The sequence below is a fragment of the Endozoicomonas sp. genome (assembly GCF_965196975.1).
Lineage (GTDB): Bacteria > Pseudomonadota > Gammaproteobacteria > Pseudomonadales > Endozoicomonadaceae > Endozoicomonas.
Window position 1 is genome coordinate 1,409,487 of the sequence record NZ_OZ239981.1, and the last position, 22,920, is coordinate 1,432,406.

19 protein-coding genes are annotated in these 22,920 nt (G+C 48.1%); 18 read left to right on the forward strand and 1 reads right to left on the reverse strand.

The genetic code is table 11. The annotated features are described in order from the left end of the window. The first annotated feature begins 52 nt into the window (after window positions 1-52). From leuC to ACOCLE_RS06200, 17 genes are all read left to right on the forward strand, one after another. Window positions 53-1,507 (forward strand): 3-isopropylmalate dehydratase large subunit, encoded by a 1,455-nt coding sequence (gene leuC / locus ACOCLE_RS06120; protein WP_419535950.1) that lies wholly within the window; start codon window positions 53-55, stop codon window positions 1,505-1,507. An 8-nt stretch (window positions 1,508-1,515) separates the two neighbouring features. Continuing rightward, window positions 1,516-2,160: a 3-isopropylmalate dehydratase small subunit gene (gene leuD, locus ACOCLE_RS06125; protein WP_419535951.1), complete on the forward strand. Its 645-nt coding sequence runs from the start codon at window positions 1,516-1,518 to the stop codon at window positions 2,158-2,160. A 99-nt stretch (window positions 2,161-2,259) separates the two neighbouring features. After that, window positions 2,260-3,342 (forward strand): 3-isopropylmalate dehydrogenase, encoded by a 1,083-nt coding sequence (gene leuB / locus ACOCLE_RS06130; protein WP_419535952.1) that lies wholly within the window; start codon window positions 2,260-2,262, stop codon window positions 3,340-3,342. 69 nt (window positions 3,343-3,411) lie between these two features. After that, window positions 3,412-4,533, forward strand: coding sequence for an aspartate-semialdehyde dehydrogenase (gene asd, locus ACOCLE_RS06135; protein ID WP_419535953.1), 1,122 nt, complete (start codon window positions 3,412-3,414; stop codon window positions 4,531-4,533). Between the two features lie 86 nt (window positions 4,534-4,619). Then, on the forward strand, window positions 4,620-5,081 hold the full coding sequence (locus ACOCLE_RS06140) for a PaaI family thioesterase (RefSeq protein ID WP_419535954.1): 462 nt from the start codon (window positions 4,620-4,622) through the stop codon (window positions 5,079-5,081). Beyond that, window positions 5,078-5,527 carry a PaaI family thioesterase gene (locus ACOCLE_RS06145; RefSeq protein WP_419535955.1) on the forward strand — a complete coding sequence of 150 codons (450 nt, stop codon included), beginning with the start codon at window positions 5,078-5,080 and terminating at the stop codon, window positions 5,525-5,527. The genes ACOCLE_RS06140 and ACOCLE_RS06145 overlap by 4 nt, the downstream gene beginning before the upstream one ends. A 201-nt stretch (window positions 5,528-5,728) precedes the next feature. Then, entirely contained in the window at window positions 5,729-6,667 is a 939-nt protein-coding gene (locus ACOCLE_RS06150) for an Asd/ArgC dimerization domain-containing protein (RefSeq protein ID WP_419535956.1), read from the forward strand. Between the two features lie 127 nt (window positions 6,668-6,794). Further along, complete coding sequence (locus ACOCLE_RS06155) at window positions 6,795-9,137, forward strand: FimV/HubP family polar landmark protein (protein WP_419535957.1); 2,343 nt, start codon at window positions 6,795-6,797, stop codon at window positions 9,135-9,137. 503 nt (window positions 9,138-9,640) lie between these two features. Beyond that, window positions 9,641-11,251, forward strand: a complete 1,611-nt coding sequence (locus ACOCLE_RS06160; protein WP_419535958.1) for a hypothetical protein — start codon at window positions 9,641-9,643, stop codon at window positions 11,249-11,251. Between the two features lie 294 nt (window positions 11,252-11,545). Then, window positions 11,546-12,667: a hypothetical protein gene (locus tag ACOCLE_RS06165; protein ID WP_419535959.1), complete on the forward strand. Its 1,122-nt coding sequence runs from the start codon at window positions 11,546-11,548 to the stop codon at window positions 12,665-12,667. Window positions 12,668-12,704: 37 nt separating this feature from the next. After that, window positions 12,705-13,508: a tRNA pseudouridine(38-40) synthase TruA gene (gene truA / locus ACOCLE_RS06170; RefSeq protein ID WP_419535960.1), complete on the forward strand. Its 804-nt coding sequence runs from the start codon at window positions 12,705-12,707 to the stop codon at window positions 13,506-13,508. Window positions 13,509-13,708: 200 nt separating this feature from the next. Continuing rightward, a complete protein-coding gene (locus tag ACOCLE_RS06175; protein ID WP_419535961.1) occupies window positions 13,709-14,329 on the forward strand; it encodes a phosphoribosylanthranilate isomerase in 621 nt (206 codons plus the stop codon). 71 nt (window positions 14,330-14,400) lie between these two features. Beyond that, window positions 14,401-15,573, forward strand: coding sequence for a tryptophan synthase subunit beta (trpB, locus tag ACOCLE_RS06180; RefSeq protein WP_419537160.1), 1,173 nt, complete (start codon window positions 14,401-14,403; stop codon window positions 15,571-15,573). A 12-nt stretch (window positions 15,574-15,585) separates the two neighbouring features. Then, window positions 15,586-16,398, forward strand: a complete 813-nt coding sequence (trpA, locus tag ACOCLE_RS06185; protein WP_419535962.1) for a tryptophan synthase subunit alpha — start codon at window positions 15,586-15,588, stop codon at window positions 16,396-16,398. Window positions 16,399-16,876: 478 nt separating this feature from the next. Further along, the gene (gene accD / locus ACOCLE_RS06190; RefSeq protein ID WP_419535963.1) at window positions 16,877-17,779 is read left to right on the forward strand and encodes an acetyl-CoA carboxylase, carboxyltransferase subunit beta; all 903 of its coding nucleotides are present in this window, start codon (window positions 16,877-16,879) and stop codon (window positions 17,777-17,779) included. Between the two features lie 180 nt (window positions 17,780-17,959). Beyond that, window positions 17,960-19,186 carry a bifunctional tetrahydrofolate synthase/dihydrofolate synthase gene (gene folC, locus ACOCLE_RS06195; RefSeq protein WP_419535964.1) on the forward strand — a complete coding sequence of 409 codons (1,227 nt, stop codon included), beginning with the start codon at window positions 17,960-17,962 and terminating at the stop codon, window positions 19,184-19,186. Between the two features lie 55 nt (window positions 19,187-19,241). Continuing rightward, window positions 19,242-19,769 (forward strand): SPOR domain-containing protein, encoded by a 528-nt coding sequence (locus ACOCLE_RS06200; RefSeq protein WP_419535965.1) that lies wholly within the window; start codon window positions 19,242-19,244, stop codon window positions 19,767-19,769. Window positions 19,770-20,124: 355 nt separating this feature from the next. On the opposite strand, the gene ACOCLE_RS06205 is transcribed toward ACOCLE_RS06200, so the two are convergent. Then, the gene (locus tag ACOCLE_RS06205; protein WP_419535966.1) at window positions 20,125-20,415 is read right to left on the reverse strand and encodes a hypothetical protein; all 291 of its coding nucleotides are present in this window, start codon (window positions 20,413-20,415) and stop codon (window positions 20,125-20,127) included. A 1,396-nt stretch (window positions 20,416-21,811) separates the two neighbouring features. Here ACOCLE_RS06205 and ACOCLE_RS06210 point away from each other — a divergent pair. After that, window positions 21,812-22,852, forward strand: a complete 1,041-nt coding sequence (locus ACOCLE_RS06210; RefSeq protein WP_419535967.1) for an MraY family glycosyltransferase — start codon at window positions 21,812-21,814, stop codon at window positions 22,850-22,852. Window positions 22,853-22,920 lie beyond the last annotated feature (68 nt).

The following is a 22,920-nucleotide window of genomic DNA, read 5'->3' on the forward strand; positions in this document are numbered from 1 at the left end:
ATCAAACAAAAAACAGTCTTTCTGTTTTATTACTTCAATGAGGATGGTTCCGATGGCTGGCCAGGCTTCCAGAGGCAAGACGCTTTATGACAAGTTGTGGGATGCCCACCTTGTTCGTCAGCGTGATGATGGTTCCGCGTTGATCTATATCGACCGGCAACTGCTCCATGAAGTGACTTCACCACAGGCTTTTGAAGGTCTGAAGCTGGCCGGCCGTCAGCCATGGCGTCTGGACGCTAACCTCGCCACACCTGACCACAATGTACCCACCACGTTGAATGAGCGTCAGCATGGTATTGAAGGGATTGAAGATCCGGTTTCCAAAATTCAGGTAAAAACGCTGGATGAAAACTGTGATCATTTTGGAATCACCCAGTTTGATATGCAGGATCAGCGCCAGGGAATTGTTCATGTGGTGGGTCCTGAACAGGGCGCTACGCTGCCAGGCATGACGGTAGTCTGTGGTGACTCCCATACATCAACACACGGAGCCTTTGGCGCGCTGGCTCACGGTATCGGAACCTCAGAAGTTGAGCATGTTCTGGCAACCCAGTGTCTTGTGGCCAAGAAGATGAAGAATATGCTGGTTCGTGTTGATGGCTCCCTGGGAACAGGGGTCACTCCCAAAGATGTTATCCTTGCCATTATTGGTCGTATTGGTACCGCAGGAGGCACCGGTTTTGCCATTGAGTTTGGTGGTGATGTGATTCGCGATATGACCATGGAAGGGCGAATGACCCTCTGTAACATGGCCATTGAGGCGGGCGCTCGAGCTGGAATGGTGGCGGTTGACCAGACGACCATCGACTATGTGCAGGGCCGACCGTTTGCACCGAAAGGTGAGCAGTGGGGGCAGGCCGTTACTGTCTGGAAAACCCTTCACTCAGACAGTGATGCTGTTTTTGATCAAGTTGTTGTGCTTAATGGTGATGAGATTAAGCCTCAGGTGAGTTGGGGAACCTCTCCGGAGATGGTGTTGCCGGTTGATGCCCAGGTGCCTTTCCCGGAGGATGCACCGGATGAAACCCGTAAGGAAGGCTATGCCCGTGCCCTGGAGTATATGGGGTTAACGGCGGGTCAGAAGATTACCGACATTCCCGTGGATCGAGTCTTTATCGGTTCCTGTACTAACTCCCGGATTGAAGATTTGCGCGAAGCAGCGGCTGTCGTAAAAGGCAAGCAGGTGGCTGACACGGTTAAAGAGGCTTTGGTGGTTCCTGGCTCAGGTTTGGTAAAGGCCCAGGCTGAGGCCGAAGGGCTGGATAAGGTTTTTGTGGAAGCTGGCCTTGAGTGGCGTGAGCCGGGCTGTTCCATGTGTCTGGCCATGAATGCCGACAAGCTGGGGCAGGGAGAGCACTGTGCATCGACCTCTAACCGGAATTTCGAGGGTCGTCAGGGCTTTGGTGGACGGACTCATCTGGTCAGTCCGGCCATGGCTGCTGCGGCTGCCATTGCGGGGCATTTTGTCGATGTCCGTGATTTTGATCGTCAAGCATCCGTAGCGTAGGGGGAATCATGCAGGCTTTTACTGTTCATCAGGGGTTAGTTGCTCCCCTGGATCGTGCCAATGTTGATACGGACATGATCATTCCCAAGCAGTTTCTGAAGTCCATCAAACGTACCGGCTTTGGTGTGAATCTGTTTGATGAACTCCGCTATCAGGATGAAGGTTACCCGGGGCAGGATTGTTCCAGGCGGCCACTGAATCCTGAATTTGTCTTGAATCAGTCCCGTTATCAGGGCGTGTCCATCCTGCTGGCTCGGCAGAATTTTGGGTGTGGCTCCAGTCGGGAACATGCACCCTGGGCCTTGGAAGATTTTGGTTTCCGCTGTGTTATTGCACCGAGTTTTGCGGATATTTTTTATAACAACTGTTTTAAAAACGGTATTCTTCCGATCACGCTGTCTGATGAGGTGGTAGAGAAGCTGTTCAACGAGGTTGAAGCCAATGAAGGGTATCAGCTGACGGTCGATCTTGAGCGTGAAGTGGTGGTTAAGCCCAATGGCGAAGAACTGCCATTCAGCATCGACGCATTCCGTCGTCACTGCCTGCTCAATGGTCTGGATGATATTGGTCTGACCCTGCAGGATGCGGACCAGATTCGACGTTTCGAACAGCGTTACAAGGTAGATAACCCATGGTTATTTGCCAGCGAATGATTTCTTGAACCACGGAGAACACAAAGAAAAGTCTGGTTGAAATACTGAGTGTTCTCCGTGACTTTCGTGGTTCAAAGTAGCTATTAATAAGGAATAACAATGAGCAAGCAGATTTTATGTCTTCCAGGTGATGGTATTGGCCCTGAGATTATGGCTGAAGCCCTGAAGGTACTGGATGCGGCCAAACAGCGTTTCGGGCTTGATATTGAAGTCAGTCATGGTCTGGTCGGAGGTGCTGCCATTGATCAGGATGGCGTTCCGCTGAGTGATGAAACGCTGGCACTGGCCAGAAACTCGGATGCGATTCTGTTTGGTGCGGTGGGTGGCCCGAAGTGGGATGACCAGCCCATGGCCAACCGTCCTGAAAAAGGGCTGCTGAAACTTCGCTCTGAACTGGACCTTTTTGCCAACCTCCGTCCGGCAATTCTTTTTCCTCAACTGGCCGAAGCTTCCAGCTTGAAGCCGGAGCTGGTGGCTGGTCTTGATATTCTTATTGTGCGGGAGTTGACCGGCGGCATCTATTTTGGGGAACCCCGCGGTGTGCGTACTCTGGAAAATGGTGAACGTGAAGGTTATAACACCTACGTTTACCGGGAATCTGAAATTCGTCGTATCGCCAAAGTTGCTTTTGAAGCGGCCCAGAAGCGGGGTGGGCGAGTCTGTTCGGTTGATAAGTCGAACGTTCTTGAAGTCACCGGTCTCTGGCGTGAGGTGGTTATCGAGGAGTCTGCCGGCTACAACGATGTTGAGCTGAGCCACATGTATGTTGATAATGCAGCCATGCAGCTGGTACGAGCACCCAAGCAGTTTGATGTGATGGTAACCGGCAATATGTTTGGCGACATTCTCAGTGACTGTGCAGCGATGTTGACTGGCTCGATCGGTATGCTGCCTTCAGCGTCTCTGAATGAAAAGAACCAGGGTATGTATGAGCCAGTGCACGGTTCTGCCCCGGATATCGCCGGTGAAAACAAAGCGAATCCTCTGGCACAGATCCTGTCGCTGGCCATGTTGCTTCGTTATTCCCTTGGTGAAGGTCCTACGGCGGACGCGATTGAAAAAGCCGTCAGCGATGTTCTGGATAAAGGCTATCGTACCGGGGATATTGCCTCTGAAGGTTGTCAGTTGATGGGAACCGTAGAAATGGGTGATGCGGTTGTTGACTGTTTGTTGAATGCATAACGTATATAGAATATTGACGGCTTCTGTTTGCTGTTATGAGCAGTGGCTGTTTGTTCGGGGGAGCGCAGTATGAAAAAAGTAGGATTTGTTGGCTGGAGAGGAATGGTGGGCTCCGTATTAATGGAGCGTATGCAGGAAGAAAACGACTTTGCCCGTTTGCAGGGTAAAGGGGTAGAGCCTGTTTTCTTCACGACCTCTCAGCTGGGCCAGCCCGGGCCAGATGTTGGTGTACCGGTGGGTGAGCTTCAGGATGCCCATGATGTAGATGTCCTCCGTGAAATGGACGTTATTATCTCGTGCCAGGGCGGTGATTATACGGGCAAAGTCTTCCAGCCATTACGTGATAGTGGTTGGCAGGGGTACTGGATTGATGCCGCTTCCTCCCTGCGGATGAACGATGATGCGGTGGTTATTCTTGATCCCGTCAACCGAAATGTGATTGACCGTGCGCTGAATGATGGCGTCAAGAACTTTGTCGGTGGTAACTGCACGGTCTCCCTGATGTTGATGGCTATTGGCGGGCTCTTTCAGCAGGATGCTGTTGAGTGGGTCAGTGCCATGACCTACCAGGCGGCCAGTGGTGCCGGTGCCAGAAACATGCGTGAGCTGATCAGTCAGATGGGCTCTATTCAGAGCAACGTTGCTGCAGAACTGTCGGATCCGGCCAGTGCCATTCTGGATATCGATCGTAAGACATCCTCTCTTTTGAGAAGCTCGGACCTCCCACAGAGTGAGTTTGGTGTTCCACTGGCTGGAAGTCTGATTCCCTACATTGATAAAGAGCTGGATAATGGTCAGAGCCGTGAAGAGTGGAAGGCTCAGGCGGAGACCAACAAGATCCTGGGTCGTCAGGCTTCACCAGTTCCAGTTGATGGTGTGTGTGTTCGTATCGGAGCTATGCGCTGCCATAGTCAGGCATTGACCATCAAACTGCGTAAAGATATTCCCATGGCAGATATTGAAGCGATGATTGCTGGCGCCAATGACTGGGTGTCCGTTGTTCCAAACCACCGGGAAGAAACTATGCATCAGTTGACACCTGCCGTGGTAACTGGGCGTCTGGATATTCCGGTGGGCCGCCTTCGTAAATTAAATATGGGGCCTGACTACCTGGCGGCATTTACCGTGGGTGATCAGCTGTTGTGGGGGGCCGCAGAGCCAGTTCGTCGCATGTTGACAATTTTGCTGTAATTTTTCCTTTCTGACAGTAAAATCGTATAGCCGGAGGGGTGCTACTTTCCGGCTTTTTTCATAACAATTAGAAAAATGACTTCATCATGCTTTCTGAACAACAGCTGACAGAATTTGCCAGCAACTTTGTCAAAGTAATTCCTCATTGCCTTCATTTGAATATGTCGTTGGTCAAAGCGGATCGTAATGGCATTGAACTGGAAATGCCCTACGATAACCGGCTGATTGGGAACCCTGAAACCGGAGTCATACACTCTGGTGCCATTACCACGTTGATGGATTCCTGTTGCGGTCTGGCTGTGTTCACCCGTATGGAACAGCTGGAAGCATGCCCGACACTGGATCTGCGCATTGACCATATGACCACCGCTCAGCCTGATAAGCCTGTCCGGGCATTTGCCGAGGCATACCATATAACTCGTTCCATGGTGTTTACCCGGGGTGTTGCTTATCAGGAGAGTCGTGATCAACCCATTGCGCATGCGGTAGGCACCTTTATGCGAATAGGGCAAAACTCCATGAAGTCGATGCAGGAGCGTTTTCAATGAAGGCTGAGTTCGCAAAAATTATAAAGGATGCAAGGGACTCAAGAGATTACAGTATTCTGACCAGTGGTATTCCGTATGCCAGCCTGATCGGTATGCAGTGCACGCCCATGGGCGATGATGCCCTGTTTACCCTGCCGAATCAGATGACCAATATTGGCAACCCGATACTTCCTGCCATTCATGGGGGAGTCATTGGTGGTTTTATGGAGATGTCAGCGGCTCTGCACTTGATGCTGTTTATGGATGAGCCAAGGTTACCCAAAATTATTGACTTCTCCATTGACTATCTACGCTCCGGGCAACCAAAAGATACTTTTGCTCACTGTGAAGTCTGTCGTCAGGGAGCCAGGGTAGCCAATGTGGCAGTGACTGCCTGGCAGAGTAAAAGGGAGTTACCAATAGCGATAGCGCGCGGGCATTTTAAGCTTTCCAGAGGAAGTGCCTGAAACTGCTTGCCTGATGTAAAGGCTCTGTATAAAGTCAGCGGTTTTTATCATTTGCGTGATTTTGACTCAGAGAGGGTCAGGATTGCACCTGTTTTCTGTGACTTGCGGGACCCTCATTCCATGAACCGAACATACAATATTGCAATTTACGCTGCCGACACACTGGCGGGTGAAACTCTGGTTCGGCAACTGGAAGAACAATTGTTTGATGGCAAAGCATTACCGGTGATGACGCTCTATCCTCTTATTGAATCTACCGAGCCTTCAGGGTCTGTTGAGTTTCATGGGGAAGCTTTGGAATATATCTCTATCAGTGATGCCGACTTTTCCTCTACCGACTTTCTGGTGATGCCGGCCGGGTGTGACCGAAATGCAGAATTAATGACTCTAGCGGTTGAGAATGGCTGTGTCATTATCGATGCCTCCAATGGGGCAGCATCACAAGGGTATACCCTGCCGGTTATGGTGGGTTTTAATGAGTACTTTATCGAAGAGGCCGTTGAAAATCGCTACTTTTCTGTTCCGGGCTCTTCCGCTGCCTGCTTATTGCCAATATTGCATATAATACACCAGCGCTTTGCACTTACCCGCCTGAATTTAACGATTATGCAACCGGCTGCCGCACTGGGCAAAAAGGGCATTGATGCGCTGCGTAAGCAAACGATTGAACTCCTTAATGGTAAACCCGTTGAGCATGATGGCTATTCACATCGTCTGGCTTACAACCTGCTTCCAGCGCCAGCAGGAAAAGAAGATGGGCCCTTTGGTAATGAAAACACCGTACAAAATGAGTTGCTGGTAGCACTTGGCGAAGAAATCGATGTGCGTGTGACCTGTATCACAGCCCCTGTTTTTTTTGGTGACAGTTACGCTGTTGATCTGGATACTGTTCAACCGGTTGATATTGGGGAAATACAGTCTTTACTGGAAGAGCTTCCGGAGATTTCTCTGTATTCAGATTCTGATGTGCCCACGATTGAGAATGCAGCAGGCAGTGATCAGATTCATATTGGTAAAATTCGGCAGAAGACAAACTTCGGAACAGACTTGAGTTTCTGGGTTGCGGCCGATAGCCTCAAAAGAGGTGCTGTTCATGCTGTTGAATTAATTGGGTTATTGATAAAAGACTTTGCTAAGTGATAACTTAGGCTTACTGCTTGACGTTCCGTGTTGTAAATAGCGGCTGTTCAGAGAAAGGGGGGCTGCTTTCTCGATGGCTGAGGGCAGGAGGGGGTCAAACAGTCTATGTATATAACAAGGATTCACGATGAGACTGCAAAAACTTGTAGTAGTGATGTCAGCGCTGGCAGGGGGTATCGCTTCAATTAATTCCCATGCACTGGGCTTGGGGGAAGTGAAGCTTCATTCTGCTTTAAACCAACCCTTGGTGGCTGAAATTGAGTTGATGCAAGTCAAGGATCTGACCCGCAGTGAAATACTGTCCAATCTGGCCAGTAAGTCAGACTTTGAGCGGGCGGGTGTCGAGCGCCCCTTCATGTTGAATAACCTCCAATTTAAAACAGAAGTGGGACCTGATGGCAAGGGTATTATCAAGGTAACGAGTTCTGGTCCCATTCATGAACCTTATCTGAATTTTCTGGTAGAGGTTCACTGGCCCAGTGGGCGCTTGTTGAAAGAATATACACTTCTTCTGGATCCCCCAGCCTTTAATGGGCAGTCAGCCGTTCCCGTTGCAAAGCCGTCATCAGCTCCGGCGCATTATGGAACGAAACCCATTTGGGATGAACCACCAACAACCAATCGTGACTATTTGCCTTCGCCTGAACCTGTTGAGTACAAGGACTATAATCAGCGTCAGTCGGTTCAGCGAGTGCCTTCCAATCGTAATTATGCATCCGCTCAGGACGCTGGGTCTCCGGGCAGAAGTTATCGAGTTCAGAGAAATGACAGTCTGTGGGAGATCGCTGAGAAGCTTCGACCAGGGGCTGATGTTACAGTTCAGCAAACCATGCTGGCCATTCAGCGTGGAAACCCTCAAGCGTTTATCGATAACAATATCAATCGCCTGAGAAGTGGTCAGGTTCTCAGAATACCCGATCGTAGAGACATTGCCCGTCTTACTGTTCGTGAAGCCATTGCAGATGTTTCAAGACAAAATCGTGAGTGGCAAGGGCGTAGCCGGGTGGCCCAGCTTGATGCTACCCGGAGAACTTCTGCTGTTTCTAAAGGCAGTCAGAGACCAGTGGATGGCAAGCTTGCTATTGTGTCGGATGAAGTGGCATCTGGTCGGGGGCAGGATCTGGGTGGTGGCTCCGCGGAAGGCAATGGGGCGCTTCAGACAGAACTGGCAATGACTCGGGAGCAGCTGGATAAGCTCAGCCGGGAGAATGCTGAACTCAAGAGCCGGCTTAAAGATCTTGATGAGCAGATTGCTACCCTCAAACGCCTGGTCGCTATGAAAGATGATCAGATGGCTGCTCTCCAGAATCAGGGGGCGCAAGCTCAGAATAAGCCTCAGGCTGTGGTTGCACCTAAACCCATTCAACGACAGCCTGAGCCGGCGAAAAAGCCGAGTATGATGGATGTCTTGTTTGGCAACCCACTGCTGTTGATTTTACTGGCTTTAATACCGCTGGCTGGTGCAGCTCTATTTTATCAGCGTCGCAAGAAACAGCAGGAAGCAATAGCGGATGAAGAGGAGGAAATGGATTTTCAGCCGTTGAATCTGAGCGAGGAGGATCCAGTTCAGCCCCCAAAGCCCGCAGCTAAGCCCAGCGAAGAAGATGAGCTGAAGTTCGATGAAGCGCTGGCCATTGATGACTCGGTCATTGAAGAGGTTGAAGCGGACGATGAAGAGACGACTCAACAAACTGAAGACCCTCTGAGTGAAGCAGATATTTATATTGCCTATGGGCGTCTGAATCAGGCTGAGGAGCTGTTGAATCAAGCCATTTTCAACGAGCCAGACAGAAGTGACTTGAGGTTGAAGCTTCTGGAGGTTTACTCTGAAAGCGGTGAGCTTGATAAGTTTAATCAAGCACTGGCTGCGCTTGAAGCAACAGGTGATGCAGCGGCTATTCGTGAAGCTGATAATTTCAAGGCACGCTTCCCGGATGAGTTTGAAGGCGTCTCTGCACCGGTTGAAGAGGATGAAATGCCAGATCTGGATCTTGATGACCTTGATCTGGATGATGACAGCGATCAAAACGTTGACTCTCTTGATGATCTTGATTTTGATCTCGATGACTTCGATATGGAAGAGCAGTCAGAAGCTGCTGAGCAACCTGAGATTGCGCCTGAGGCTGCTGCAGTTGCCGACAACACTGATGGAACGTTGGATTTTGATCTTGATGAGTTGGATGATCTTGATCTCGATTTTGGCTCAGATGCCGAAGATACTCTGGCCCAGGATAGTCAGGCGGCTTTCTCTGATGAAGGCGGTTCGAGTCTTGAAGCTTCTCTGGATGATGACCTGGACTTCCTTTCAGAAGGTGATGAGGTTGCTACCAAGCTTGATCTGGCAAGAGCTTATATGGACATGGGTGATATGGAAGGTGCCTCTGCAATTCTTCAGGAAGTTATTGAGCAGGGTAGTGATGAGCAGAAACAGGAAGCCATGTCACTGCTTGAGAATGCCGGAACCAATTGATCTTCATCTGATTAATTAACTCTCTACATCTAAAAGAGCTCTTGTGAGCTCTTTTTTTTACTTTATCGTTTGGGCATTGGGCTTTGCAGAAATACCTGTTGTGTGTCCTGACTGTACGCATTGGTCAGCCCGTCAATACTACGAAGCTCACATCATATCCAGCTTTAGTCATTCATCTACTTTTTTACCATTGTTTTTATGGCTGTGGGGATTCTTTTAATGTCACTTCAAGTTGCAGTTACAAAAGATAATAGTGATAGGTTGTTATTGGTAAAATGAATACTAGTATTCAAAAATATCAATGGGTATTAGTATTCATAATTATTTATAATGCACCTGTTGTATGATTCGAAATGGGGGGCTGATACAGCAGGAGGGCGTTAAGAGGTAATCATTTGTGTTATCTGCAGTGTTGTAATCTGGCATTGAAAAAAAATGCATGCCGCAATGGCTGTGCTCATGGCCATTGTTGATTTCAAAATAAATTAAAAGAAGTAAAACTAATGCGCACAAAACTAAAAAAAGCAGTACTTACATCAGTAATGGCTTCCATGGCCATTGGTTCCGTTTTTGCGGGTAACCCTGCACCATTAAATCCTTACCTGGCTGACTCGAATAATCCGATCGGTCATAATAATTCAGCTCAGCAGACCAGCGTTCCGGGGGAAGGCCCAACATCTCCGAGCCGTGTTCTTGATCCATATCAGGATGTCACCTGGTTGGCATCAGGAACGTTCCAGTTTGGTCAGCCGACCTCTGGTCCTTACCCTGACGGTCGTCGTGTTTTGTGGGGCAGTGGTATAGATCGTATCGTCAAAATTGATTATGAAACCCATGATGTCTTGTCAATCTATAAGCTCCCAGGTCGTGACTACCTGAATATGGGTATGGGGCTGGAAGTGTTTGAGAAAATGGATACGCTCGATGCGGATCAGGGGCTTCAATGGGTATTCCAGAACGTCGCTCCTTTAATGGCGGATCTGTCTGGAGCCTATACGGTGATCAACAGTGATAACCAGTTTGTTATTGGTCGAAGTGATCCTATTGACCCCTCTGATAAAAGCAAAGGGTTTCGCAGCTCCATCAATGTGTATGGGGATGCTGTTGAGGGGGATCCAGACTCACAGATAACGAAATACGATACTGTTTATCTGCCAGATGAGGTTCGTGGCTCCCTGGTAGGGATGAATGTGACCTTTGATGGCTGGTACATGATGATTGCTGGTGATGGAAAGCTGGTCGCGGTATCAAAAAGGCTGAGAAGAATGGAAGTGTTTGACATTGCTTCTATGATTGATGGCGTTGATCAAGTCACTGTACGTAATTCAGTAACCATTGATGAAGACGGTGGTGTTTATGTCGCCACTGAAAATTACATGGTTAAAGTTGTCTGGGATGGTAGGAAGTTCCGGTCTGGAAAGAGATCCGGTGCGTGGGTTGCCAAATATCCTAATGAAACCACTGGTTCCGGTTCTACACCATCGCTGATGGGGTTTGGTGAAGAAGATCAGTTTGTGGTTATTACCGATGGTAAAGAGCATATGGGGATTGCGCTGTTCTGGCGTAATGAAATCCCTGATGGTTGGATGCCGCCGGAAGGTGTTGATGACCCCCGTTATGCCGGTTATTTGAACACCTCAATGGTGCCGTTGGAAGAAGGTACTCAAACTGAGCAGTCTGTGCTGGTTAATGGTTATGGTGCCATGGTGGTGAATAATACACCGTCTGGTCGCCCCGCCTGGTTCCCTGAAGGGCGTGACTCCATGATTGTGGGTTGGGTCGGACACCATGATACCTATAAGCCTCACGGTGTTGAGAAGTTTGAGTGGGATCCGGTAGCTCGTGAGTTTACATCGGCATGGGTGAATATGGATGTCAGTTCGCTTAACGCGGCGCCAACGATGGCAGCACAGTCAGATATGGCTTATACCGTAGGAGCGCGTGATGGCAAATACACCGTTGAAGCTATTGATTGGTCGACCGGTGAAACGGCTAGAACCTGGGTGTTAGGGAGTTCTCGATTTAATAGCCTGTATGCCGGCATTCTGATTGATATGCATGGTCGTTTACATTACACCAGTCTTTGGGGTAAGACTCGACTTGAGATTGATTGATATTTTCATAGACTAAAGAAAGAAAATGACATAGAGCGCTTTTTATGGGCGCTCTTTTTTTAGGGCAAAGCATTTGGTTCTTGATTATTTCTTTATCAATTAAGGGTTAAAAAAGCAGTGGTTTAATTGCTGTGAAGAAAAGATGCCATAGATTCTGGTTTAAGTGTTTATAAGACTTTTGACGTATATTTAAGGCGATACTTTTCTGGCAGGCTGAACAAGCTTACATCCGTCATTGAACTTTTTAAGTGTCAATGAGTCTGTTAAGTAAGTTCATTTCATACTTCTTGGAATATGGATACTGGTAGTGCTTCAGTCAATGGTTCTTCAAAGTCGGGTTCTGCTTCCGAAGCTAAGGCTGATGCTTTTCAAAAGCCTTTAAAAGGTAAAATGGCGGGGGTTGGTGATGTTTCAAGCATAGAAGCACGTAGTACCTCTTTGCAAACGGATTCTAGTTCAGCATCTAAAGCCAAAGTTGAGCCTGCCCCCAGCAATTTAGCTCTTGTGTCTCGAAGATCCGTTTCTCTCCATGTGTTACCTACTGCTTCATGCAGTACCGAAGTTAGTGCTGTCAGAAAGCCTGATGGATTAATTGCACAATTCGTGGCATATGATGATGTGGACATTGCGCGTTTGGCTCAACAGGCGTCAAAAACTTTTCAATTACTCAGTCAATCTATAGAGAATAAAAAGTCGGAAGATGCGATAAAAGTTCTCCGAGATCAAATGGCTTCGCAGCATAAAGAGCTCCTAAGTGTAGTGGCGAAGAATATGGAACAGAAGGGGCAAACCGATATGCCACTTTACCATGACGTAAAAAAAGCCATTGATGAGTGTGAAGGTTGTGCTGATCAAGTGGATTCTGCCGGCGAGAATGTCTGCTGGCAGAGGGTGGTTGAAAATAAAGGTACGCTTGGGTCACATACATTGGGTGGAGGTTTGTTTCTGGCAGGAATCGGTTTGCTGTATTACGGAGCTGTTTGTGAGGCTAAAGGTGGGAAGGATGGTGATAGTGGGGCAGGTCTTGGTTTTCCATTCTCTGCCGGTAATCAGACCTACCAATCAACAACTGTCGCACCCGCAGGCGATTCCGGTGGTTGCAATGCGGTGCCAGCTTTTGTCGTTGGTGGGTTTCTGGTTATTTTGGGGGGGGTGATTATGTTAAGTGGTTTGATATTCAATCCCCCAAGGGTTTGCAGGCCGTGGTGTGAAAATCTTCCCTGTCATCGCCCTGCCATAAGGCACTCACCACACGATGTGGAGTCACCATCCAGGTCGCGTGTTGTATATCACTCTCCAGAGAGTGCTTCTGTAACGGGTAATGAATCTGTTACGATTAAATCCCATAGTGTTAGAGGTATTACTTCCCCAGAGGTCTCTCTTGGTGGTAACACGCCTGCTGACACTGATGCTTAAAATCTGCGTCTAGTTTTTCTAAAGGTGTTTTCCTTTCATGCCCCGTTATGCCGCCAGTGTTCAATACGATGGCTCCCAGTTTTTTGGTTGGCAGATTCTCAAAACCGGTTTACCTACTGTGCAGGCCGCTGTCGAGGCTGCGCTTTCAAAAGTGGCGAACCATCCTGTTTCTGTTATCTGTGCAGGAAGGACGGATGCCAGGGTTCATGGTTGTAACCAGGTCATCCATTTTGATACGGATGCTGTTCGCACAGAACGGGGTTGGGCCTATGGTGCGAATGCCAATTTGCCGGATGAAGTTGCCATAAACTGGGTGAAGCCCGTTTCGGATGACTTTCATGCCCGCTTTTCTGCTCTCTGGCGACGTTATCGCTATGTTATTTATAACCACCCCATTCGGCCAGCGCACCTCTCCAAAGGAGTGACCTGGAACTATCGGCCTCTGGATGTTGAGCGCATGAAAGCGGCAGCAGAGTATCTGGTAGGGGAGCACGACTTCACGTCCTATCGTGCGATTCAGTGTCAGGCCAAAAATCCGGTTCGGAATGTTACCCGGCTGGATATTTCCTGCCACGGGCCTCTTATTATTATCGATGTTCAGGCTAATGCCTTTTTGCATCATATGATTCGTAACTTTGCCGGCGTGTTAATGGCTGTGGGGTGTGGTAAGCGTGAACCAGGCTGGGCAAAAGAGGTGTTGGATGCCCGGGATCGTGCACAGGGTGGGGTAACCGCTTCCCCTTGTGGGCTTTATTTTATCGATGCCGGATACGATGAGGCTTTTGAATTGCCCCCCAGTGAATCAAACCCGCACTTTATTGCACCTTTGATTCCGCTGTAATTTGACGCTTTTTCCAGAATCAGGTGCAGTAATCACCGAAATGTTCTGATAAGATCAACGATCGCTCAGGGGTTGCCTATCCTTTCGCGCCTTATGTTGTATAGCCAGGTGTGGAAGCACCTTCAAGCCCTTATCCTGTGGTTGGCTCGGTGTTCTGGACAGTCTCCAGGCACTGAGCGCGGGAAAGAGAACACCGGGAAATGGAAGTATCTCCTCGTATAAAAATCTGCGGAATTACCCGTGTTGAAGATGGTCTAACTGCTGTTGAAAGTGGTGCTGATGCCATTGGTCTGGTGTTTTACCGGAAGAGCAGTCGGTACGTGACGGTTGAACAGGCCGTGGAGATCGTTCGGGTTCTGCCACCTTTTGTCTCAGTGGTTGGGTTGTTTGTGGATGCCTCAGATGAACTGATTCAATCGGTGCTGAATGCAGTCCCTCTTTCTCTCCTGCAATTTCATGGAAATGAACCGGAAGCCGAGTGCGCCCGCTGGGGAGTACGTTATATGAAGGCCTTCCGTGTTCGACCAGACATTGCAGTAGCAGAAATGGTGGCTCCCTATACAACGGCCTGTGGCTACCTTCTGGACAGTTATAAGCCCGGGGAGGTAGGTGGTACCGGTGAATCCTTTGACTGGGATTTGATACCCCATGAGCTGAATAAACCTGTGGTGCTTGCCGGAGGTTTAAGTCCTGACAATATCGCTCAGGCAATTAACAGGGTTCGACCCTATGGAGTTGATGTCAGCAGTGGTGTAGAGAGCCAGCCTGGCATTAAGGATCACGACAAAATCAAAGCCTTTATCAAGGCGGCGGGAAGATGATGGTCGATCAAGAAAATTCTGAATCCCTCGTGCGTTCCTCTGAAGAACACAAGTACGATCAACCAGATTTAATGGGGCATTTTGGCCGTTACGGTGGACGTTTCGTGGCCGAAACCCTGATGGGTGCGCTGGAAGACCTGGACAGCACCTGGCGTGAGCTCTGGCGGGACAAGAACTTTCAGGAAGATTTTGATCGTGATCTGGCTGACTTCGTCGGTCGTCCATCTCCCCTCTATTATGCTGAGCGGTGGACTAAGGAACTTGGTGGCGCAAAGATCTACCTGAAGCGTGAAGACCTTAATCATACCGGTGCTCATAAAATCAATCATGCGGTTGGTCAGGCGCTGCTGGCCAAACATATGGGTAAAACCCGGATTATTGCGGAAACCGGTGCCGGTCAACATGGTGTTGCCTCAGCGACCGTGGCCGCTCGCCTTGGGCTTGAGTGTGTCGTTTATATGGGCGCCAAAGACGTTAAGCGTCAAGCATTGAACGTCTATCGCATGAAGCTGTTGGGAGCCACCGTTGTACCTGTTGAGACCGGGTCCCAAACGCTTAAAGACGCCATTAACGAAGCGCTCAGGGACTGGGTGGCGCGTCCTGAGGATACCTTCTATCTGCTGGGTACGGTTTGCGGTCCGTCGCCTTACCCTGAAATGGTGCGCAATCTGCAGAGTATTATTGGCCGCGAAGCCCGTCGGCAGATTCTGGAAAAGGAAGGTCGTCTTCCTGATGCACTGGTTGCCTGTGTTGGTGGTGGCTCAAATGCCATGGGGCTGTTCCACGAATTTATCAAAGATAAAGACGTTAAACTGTACGGTGTGGAAGCTGCAGGTCATGGTGTTGATACTGATAAGCATGCAGCCCGTATGAGTTCCGGTCGTCCGGGGGTGCTTCAGGGCGCAAGAACCTATCTGATGACCAACGATCATGGTCAGATTATTGAAAGTCACTCGGTGTCAGCAGGGTTGGACTACCCCGGTGTTGGGCCAGAGCATAGCTACCTGAAAGATATAGGTCGTGCACAATACCCGGCGGCAACGGATGAAGAGGCTCTGGCGGCGTTTCGTAAGCTGACCCGTCTTGAGGGTATTATGCCTGCGCTGGAAAGTGCTCACGCCCTGGCGTGGGTTGATAAACTCGCGCCCACGATGGACAAAGATCAGATCATTATCTGTAACCTGTCAGGCCGTGGTGATAAGGATATTCATACCGTTGCCGCCATTGACGGCCTCGAAGTATAAGGTGGGCACAGCATGAGTCTTGAAGCGAACAGAATCAAAGCCTGTTTTGAAACGTTAAAGGGGTGTGAGCGTAAAGCCTTGATACCCTATATTCTTGCCGGTGACCCTCCGGGAAAGGCCGTCGATGTTATGCATCACCTGGTTGACAGTGGTGCGGATATGATTGAGCTGGGCTTTCCTTTCTCGGACCCGGTGGCGGATGGCCCGGTGATTGCCCAGGCGCATGAGCGTGCTGTATCACAAGGTGTTACATTGTATGACGTTTTTGCAATGGTTTCTGAATTCCGGGAAAGGGATAATGTCACACCGATTGTCCTGATGGGTTATCTCAATCCGGTAGAAATCATGGGATACGACCGGTTTGTTGAGTTGGCCAGTCAGGCGGGTGTTGATGGTGTGCTGATGGTGGATCTGCCACCGGAAGCGGCAGGTGATTTCCTGGGTATGCTGCATGATCGCGGTATGGACATGATTAACCTGATTACACCAACCACATCCGATGAGCGAATTGCGAAGATCTGCAGTGTAGCCAGTGGTTACCTTTACTACGTTTCTCTGAAAGGAGTAACGGGTGCGGCAACATTAAATACTGCAGAAGTTGAAGAGCGGGTCAATCACATCCGGCGCTTTGCCAATGTTCCGGTGTGTGTTGGCTTTGGTATCCGTGATGGTGAGTCTGCTGCTGCTATTGGGCGAACAGCAGATGGTGTTATTGCGGGCAGTGTTCTGGTATCTGAGTTGGCTCAGTATGGCAGTGAGGGGCAGGCCTCCATTGACCGTGTTGCCAGCAGAATTGCCGAAATGCGCTCAGCTATGGACAGATGAAACAGGGTGGGTGGTTTGAGGCTATCTAACTGCCTCCCTTGGAGGGCTTTTGGAGCCTGTTCATAATCTTACGTGGATAGTGAAAGCGTAGAGAAAATGTCTCAGTTTTTCGTTTTTTTGAGGCGCATAGTGGTGCTATGTAACGAAGAAAACTGAAAAACTGAGGCGTTTTATGGGCGTTTGCTGCCCGCGAAAGATTAATACCAATTTCGCCTTCTAGATATGATATCGAGCAAGCTATTTTGGAGAGCTGGGCAAGGCGGAATGACGAGTAATAGCCGGGCTATTGCGAGGAGTTCCAACGAAGATCCAGCTGGCCAAAATGGCTGCGCAGTTCATGTTTAGAAGGTGGAATTGGTAATAAGAACAGGCTCTTAGGTAAAGCTCTCCTGAAGCTGTCTTTAAGTGCGCATCTGATCGAAATATCAGATTTAACGAGATTACTTTTAGACAGCTTTATAGATGACAGGATGAATGAATGAGCAACTGGTTAGTCAATAAACTGATTCCATCGTTATCGCGTTCTGCCAGTGAGCAGAAGAGCAGTAATGTGCCAGAAGGATTGTGGCGCAAATGCGTGAAATGCGAGGCCGTTCTCTATCGTCCAGAGCTGGACAGAAATCTGGGTGTTTGTCCCAAGTGTCAGCATCACATGAGAATCAGTGCCCGCACACGGCTCGATTACTTTCTTGACCGGGAAGGAAAAGAGGAGCTGTTTGCTGACCTTGAGCCCAATGACCGCTTGAAGTTTCGTGATACGAAAAAGTATCGTGATCGACTGGCAGCAGCTCAAAAACAAACGGGCGAAAAGGATGCTCTGATTGCCATGCGAGGTACCGTCGAGGAAATTCCGGTAGCTGCCGTTGCTTTTGAGTTTTCGTTTATGGGCGGCTCCATGGGCTCTGTGGTCGGGGAAAAGTTTGCCCGAGCTGCCGAGTTATGCCTCGAAGAAAAGATGCCCCTGATCTGTTTTTCTGCCAGTGGTGGTGCTCGAATGCAGGAAGCTCTGTTTTCTCTGATGCAGATGGCGAAGACCAGTGCAGCCCTGGAAAGAATGCGCCAGGCAGGTATTCCTTATATCTCTGTGATGACTGATCCGGTGTACGGTGGCGTTTCTGCGAGTCTTGCCATGCTGGGTGATGTCAACATGGCTGAGCCGGGAGCTCTGATTGGTTTTGCTGGCCCCAGGGTTATTGAGCAGACAGTAAGGGAAAAGCTGCCTGAAGGTTTCCAGCGCAGTGAATTTCTTCTGGATCATGGCGCGATTGATATGATTGTTTCTCGATCAGAGCTGCGGTCCACTATTGCCAGGCTCTGTCGCAAAATGCAGGGTAAGCCCGATTCTGATGTAGAATTTGCTGAGACAGCAGAAGTTGCTTAATCCCTCCTAAGGCCGGTTTTTTCTAACCGGCCTTTTTCTTTCTATGTAATTGCGTATTATTCTCTGTCTTTATCGTTCTAATACTTGCCTTATAACTGATCGTCTGGAGAAGTGACGTTGTCCTCTTTTGAAAACTCTTTTGAACAGAAAGAAAAAAATCTGGCTCAATGGTTAACCTGGATGGAGGAGACGCGTCCAGAGCACGAGATCGACTTTGGGTTGGACCGGATTCGGCTGGTGGGTGAGAGGCTCGATTTGCTCAAGCCCGCACCGTTCGTTATTACGGTGGGAGGGACCAATGGCAAAGGCTCAACACTGGCGGTTCTTGAGGCTATTTTGCTGTCAGCCGGGTATAAAGTTGGGTTATTTACCTCACCCCATTTTCTCAAGTTTAACGAACGAGTTCGTATTAATGGCGAACCGGTGAGTGATGACTGGTTATGTGATTCATTTGAGAAGATTAATGATGGCAGAAAAACGACATGGTTAACCTATTTTGAATTTGCCACGCTGGCAGCCGTCGACTGCTTTAAACGAGCGAAGGTGGATGTAGCACTGATGGAAGTTGGTTTGGGTGGGCGTCTGGATGCGACGAATGTGGTTGACCCGGATGTGTCGGTAATAACTACGGTGGCGCTTGATCATCAGGAGTACCTGGGTTATAGCATTGAAGCCATTGCCAAAGAGAAATCAGGTATATTCCGCTCCAATAAGCCCGCGATATTTGGTGATCAGCCAGTGCCAGATGCAATCACTGAAATGGCAGGACGCCTTGGCAGCTCTCTTTATTGCAAAGGGGAGGCGTTTACACTTGAAAGGGAAGGTAGTAGCTGGAGTTGGTCAGGTGGTGAGAATCGGAAGCTGGAAAACCTGCCTGTTCCCAGTGTGGTAATTGATAATGCGGCAACTGCATTGCAGGCGCTGCAATTTTTACCGGAACCTATTGCCATTGAGGCTGTTCGAGAAGGCTTATCGCGGGTATCGGTTACGGGGCGATTCCAGAAGTTGGCTATGAAAAACGAATCGGGTGAGTCAATCGAGGTTGTGCTGGATGTTGCCCACAATCCCCAGGCAGCAGAAATGCTGAAGCAGCGTCTTGATGAGTCTCCGGTTGACGGTAACACAAGAGCTGTTATTGCCATGTGTAAGGATAAGGACTACATGGCGGTTGTCGACTGCTTAAGCAACAATATTGATGAGTGGTATGTTGCGCAGTTTGAGTCTCCAAGGGCGCTGCCTGAACAAGAGCTGGCACAAAAGCTGATTGCACGAGAATATGTGGTCAATAACTATGAAAGTGTTGCTGAAGCATTGCATCATGCTCTTGCAAGCTCTACTGGTGGAGATAGGGTGCTGGTCACAGGATCCTTTATGACGGTATCTGCTGCCTTGACCAGCAGCCGCTAAGTTGAAACTATATAACTACTAACATTCTTCCTGTCGTGCACATTTGGAGCGTATCTTGGGCGAGGGACTTAAGCAAAGACTAATAGGTGCTGTCGTATTGCTGGCCTTATTGATCATTCTCGCCCCTGCGCTGTTCAGGGGGGGAGAATCTCATCCACTGGTAACCTCCAGATCCTCCCCTGAAGCGCCACAGCAGGACTCACCCCCGGTTCCTGCATTTGTTGATCAGCTTGATGTCCCGCAGGATATTGTTGAAGTGGTGTCTTCTTCTTCGGAGATAATTCTCGAGCCAGAAAGCGAACGTGCTGACCAGGCAAGCGGCGTGGATGAGAAGGGGTACCTGAAAGCCTGGTCCCTGCAGCTGGCAACCTTCGCCGATAAAAATAATGCCCGTAACCTGGAGGAGCAGCTGAAAAGCAAGGGGTACAGTGCTTTTCAGAAGACAATTTCTACGGAGAAGGGGAAGATATTTTATCGGGTCTATATCGGTCCTGAAGTGCGACCGAATGAGCTGCAGCAGCTGAAAGTCACCATTAAGAAAGAGATGGGGCTTGATGGTATTGTTGTTCGCTATGTTCCCTAATGGGGTTTGTGATTTTCATTGCAGTCGGTTGAGGATTCTTGTTCATTGTTGGTGATGTTTGGAATAAGAGATGCCATATTCTGAAGATGGGTTCGCAGATAACCTTGTCACGCACTTCTTCTGGTCTTTAAGAAGTATATTATTCTTCGAGTCAGTCGTTTGAGATGAGTACGAATTTCAAGCAACAGATCGGCAGGACTATACAATTTCGATCATTAAGGCCGCTACATGCCCATATAGCTTCTTGTCGGCCTTTTATAGCGTGTTGCGTGGCTTCACGTCGAAAGTACTTTAGCTTTTGAAATAAGTATTCAATCAGATAATGTTCTTTATAGACCTCTTTATCATAAGTCCTCTAATTTAACCTGTTGCTCTTGTGTTGGGTTACCGACTGAGCTCCTGATATCTCAATCGATTTGATGAACTCATTCGAGTCGTAACCTTTACCTGCAAGAATAAAATCCGAGCTCAATCCATTGATCGTGGCATTGGCCTGAACATATTCTGATACTTGACAAGCTGTGATAATGAAGGGAAACGTGTTTTCTAAGGCATCAGTTGAAGCATGAATCTTGGTGGTTAATCCACCTTTCGATTTACCTGCGGCTTCATTAGATCGAGCCGCTTTGCCGGGATATGGTAACAATTGATTCGTCAAACATGAGGTGTTTCATATCACGATCGGAGCTTAATGCTTCGAAGGCTTTCTCCCAAATACCTTTTGAGCACCACCGATTGTATCGATTGTGCCAGCTGCAAAACTTTTCTGGTAAATATCTCCAGGGCTCTCCAGTTCAGACTCTCCAGAGAACAGCTTCAACATATAATCGGTTAATGGCAGCTGTCGTTCCGTAATCAGAAGCACTGCTGGGCAAGATATCTTTACTACGTTCCTATTGATCGTCATTGTGTACTTTGCAAGCTGAAGTGAATCTAAAATATGTACTTTAGCTCGTCATTAACTGCCTGCTGATTTGTGAAGAAGTCTGGCGGGAAGCCGTGTGAGGGGTGTTGAGCCTATATTCTGCAGGTGTAGGCAGGTTTCACGGGATTTATGCAGCCACCAGTTCGCGAGAATATGTTAAACAAGGCTTTATGAGCAAGCTCGATGAGGAGGTTGCAGAGCTAAAGTGTCCTGCCCAAATGTTACTTAAATGGGGTTAGATGACGGTGATAGATGAAATTGAAGTTATTAGAGACAACACACCTCTGGGCAGATGCTCGATTTTTATCATGCATCTAAGTATTTAGCAGTAGCGGAAGAAGCATTGTTTCCAGCTAGTAAGGCGAAGTGACGCCAGTGGCTTGAAGACGGCTGCATGGTTTGAAAAACAAACGTGGAGCAGTCAAAAAAACATCCAAGAAACTGAACTGCACAGCTCGCGAAAAAGACAATCGTAATAACAGAGAAGCGCTTCAAAGCTGTGAACTATTTTGCAAACAATCACCAGTTAATGAATTACCATCAGGCGGTTAAGCGCCACTAGCTAATCGATTCCGGGGTTGCTGAAGCGGCTTGTAAGGATCTGGTAAAGTAGCAGAGCACTGATCCAGAGTGAAGGGTGCTGTAAACAGCTTTGGTCTGAGTTCTTGACTGGAAATGTTGAAGTCAACCTATGATTTAGTTATCAAATTGAGAGGGCAGCTATCACAATAGCTTTATATTTAAGGACTCAATCCACAGAAATCCGACGATCTCAATATAGTCCTTATAGAAATCATGCATAAAAGGTTTTCCTGCCGTGATAACTTTACGATTGTCGTGTAGAATGCTCCGTCTTGTGAAACTTCTAACGTAGAAGGCCTTTAGAGTTCCTTTTACGTTAGATTGATATATAAAACTTTACGCTGATGCAACGAGTTGCTCGATCATGCTTGTTGTTTTCCGTGCAGCTGTTTCGACATATGCTTAAGTCGACGGGCGGTAGCGTACTTTTCGGCTTGTATGTATGATTGAACAACTTATAAAGCTAATACTTACCTTCTTTTTTACAGCCATTCTAATAAAATTCCTGAAGCCCTTAGCATACCGGTTTGGTCTAATGGATAAGCCGGGTGGCAGAAAGCAGCATGATGAGGCAACCCCTATGATTGGTGGTGTTGCGCTATTTTTTACTGTAACGGTAACTAGTTTGATATGGGGAAAGGCTGGGGCAGAGCTATACTATTTTTTGGCTGCGGCTGCACTTATGGTTTTTACAGGTGCTTATGATGACCGCTTTGGATTAGGGGTCAGAATCCGGTTGCTTGCGGAAGTTATTGCAGCATGTATGATGATTTTTGGTGCAGGCGTCGTATTGTCTGACCTTGGTAACTTATTTGGTTTTGGTAATATTCACATGCCGATGTTTATAGCGGTGCCTTTTACCATCATCGCTGTATTTGGAACGATAAACTGTCTTAATATGATAGATGGTATTGATGGTCTTGCTGCTGGCCTCTGCCTATTATCAATGTGTACATTTGTTGTTTTGTTAGGTGACACAGGATCTTCACTTGTTCCAATAATTTCAATTATTGCCGGTTTGGGGGCCTTTCTTGCCTTTAATTTACAGCTATATCCGGGGTTCAAAAAAGTATTTCTTGGGGATGCTGGATCAATGCTGCTCGGTTTTACTCTGGTATGGCTTCTGATTCGTTCGTCACAGGATTATCTCCCTCTTCGTCCAGCATTTATTGAGCCTGCTACTGCTTTGTTTGTACTCGGTTTACCATTAATGGATATGGTGGCAACTACGATTCGTAGATCGATGAGAGGGAAAAACCCTTTTATGCCGGATCGTTCCCATGTCCATCATGTTCTTCTAGACAAAGGCTATAGCACTGGAGTAGTGCTGGTTTTCCTTTTAGTAGCTCAGTTGATAGTCAATGCTTTTGGCGTTTTTTTGCATACTTATGAAGTCCGGGAGAGTTTTCAATTGTTTGTATTCCTAGGTTTGTTTTGTGTTTATTTCGCATTTATTGTGAAAGTGTCTGGAACAAAGCTTGGTGTTATGAGTAAAAAATATAGGTTGAAAAAAGATATCGTTTTTGAATCGAAAAGCTCAGCAGCGAAAAAGACTGAAATAGAGAATGGCGAGTAATTGGTAGGTGAAATTTAATTTTTTGCCTAGGCTAGACTGTATCGTCCAATGCGCGTAGATAGCCTAGG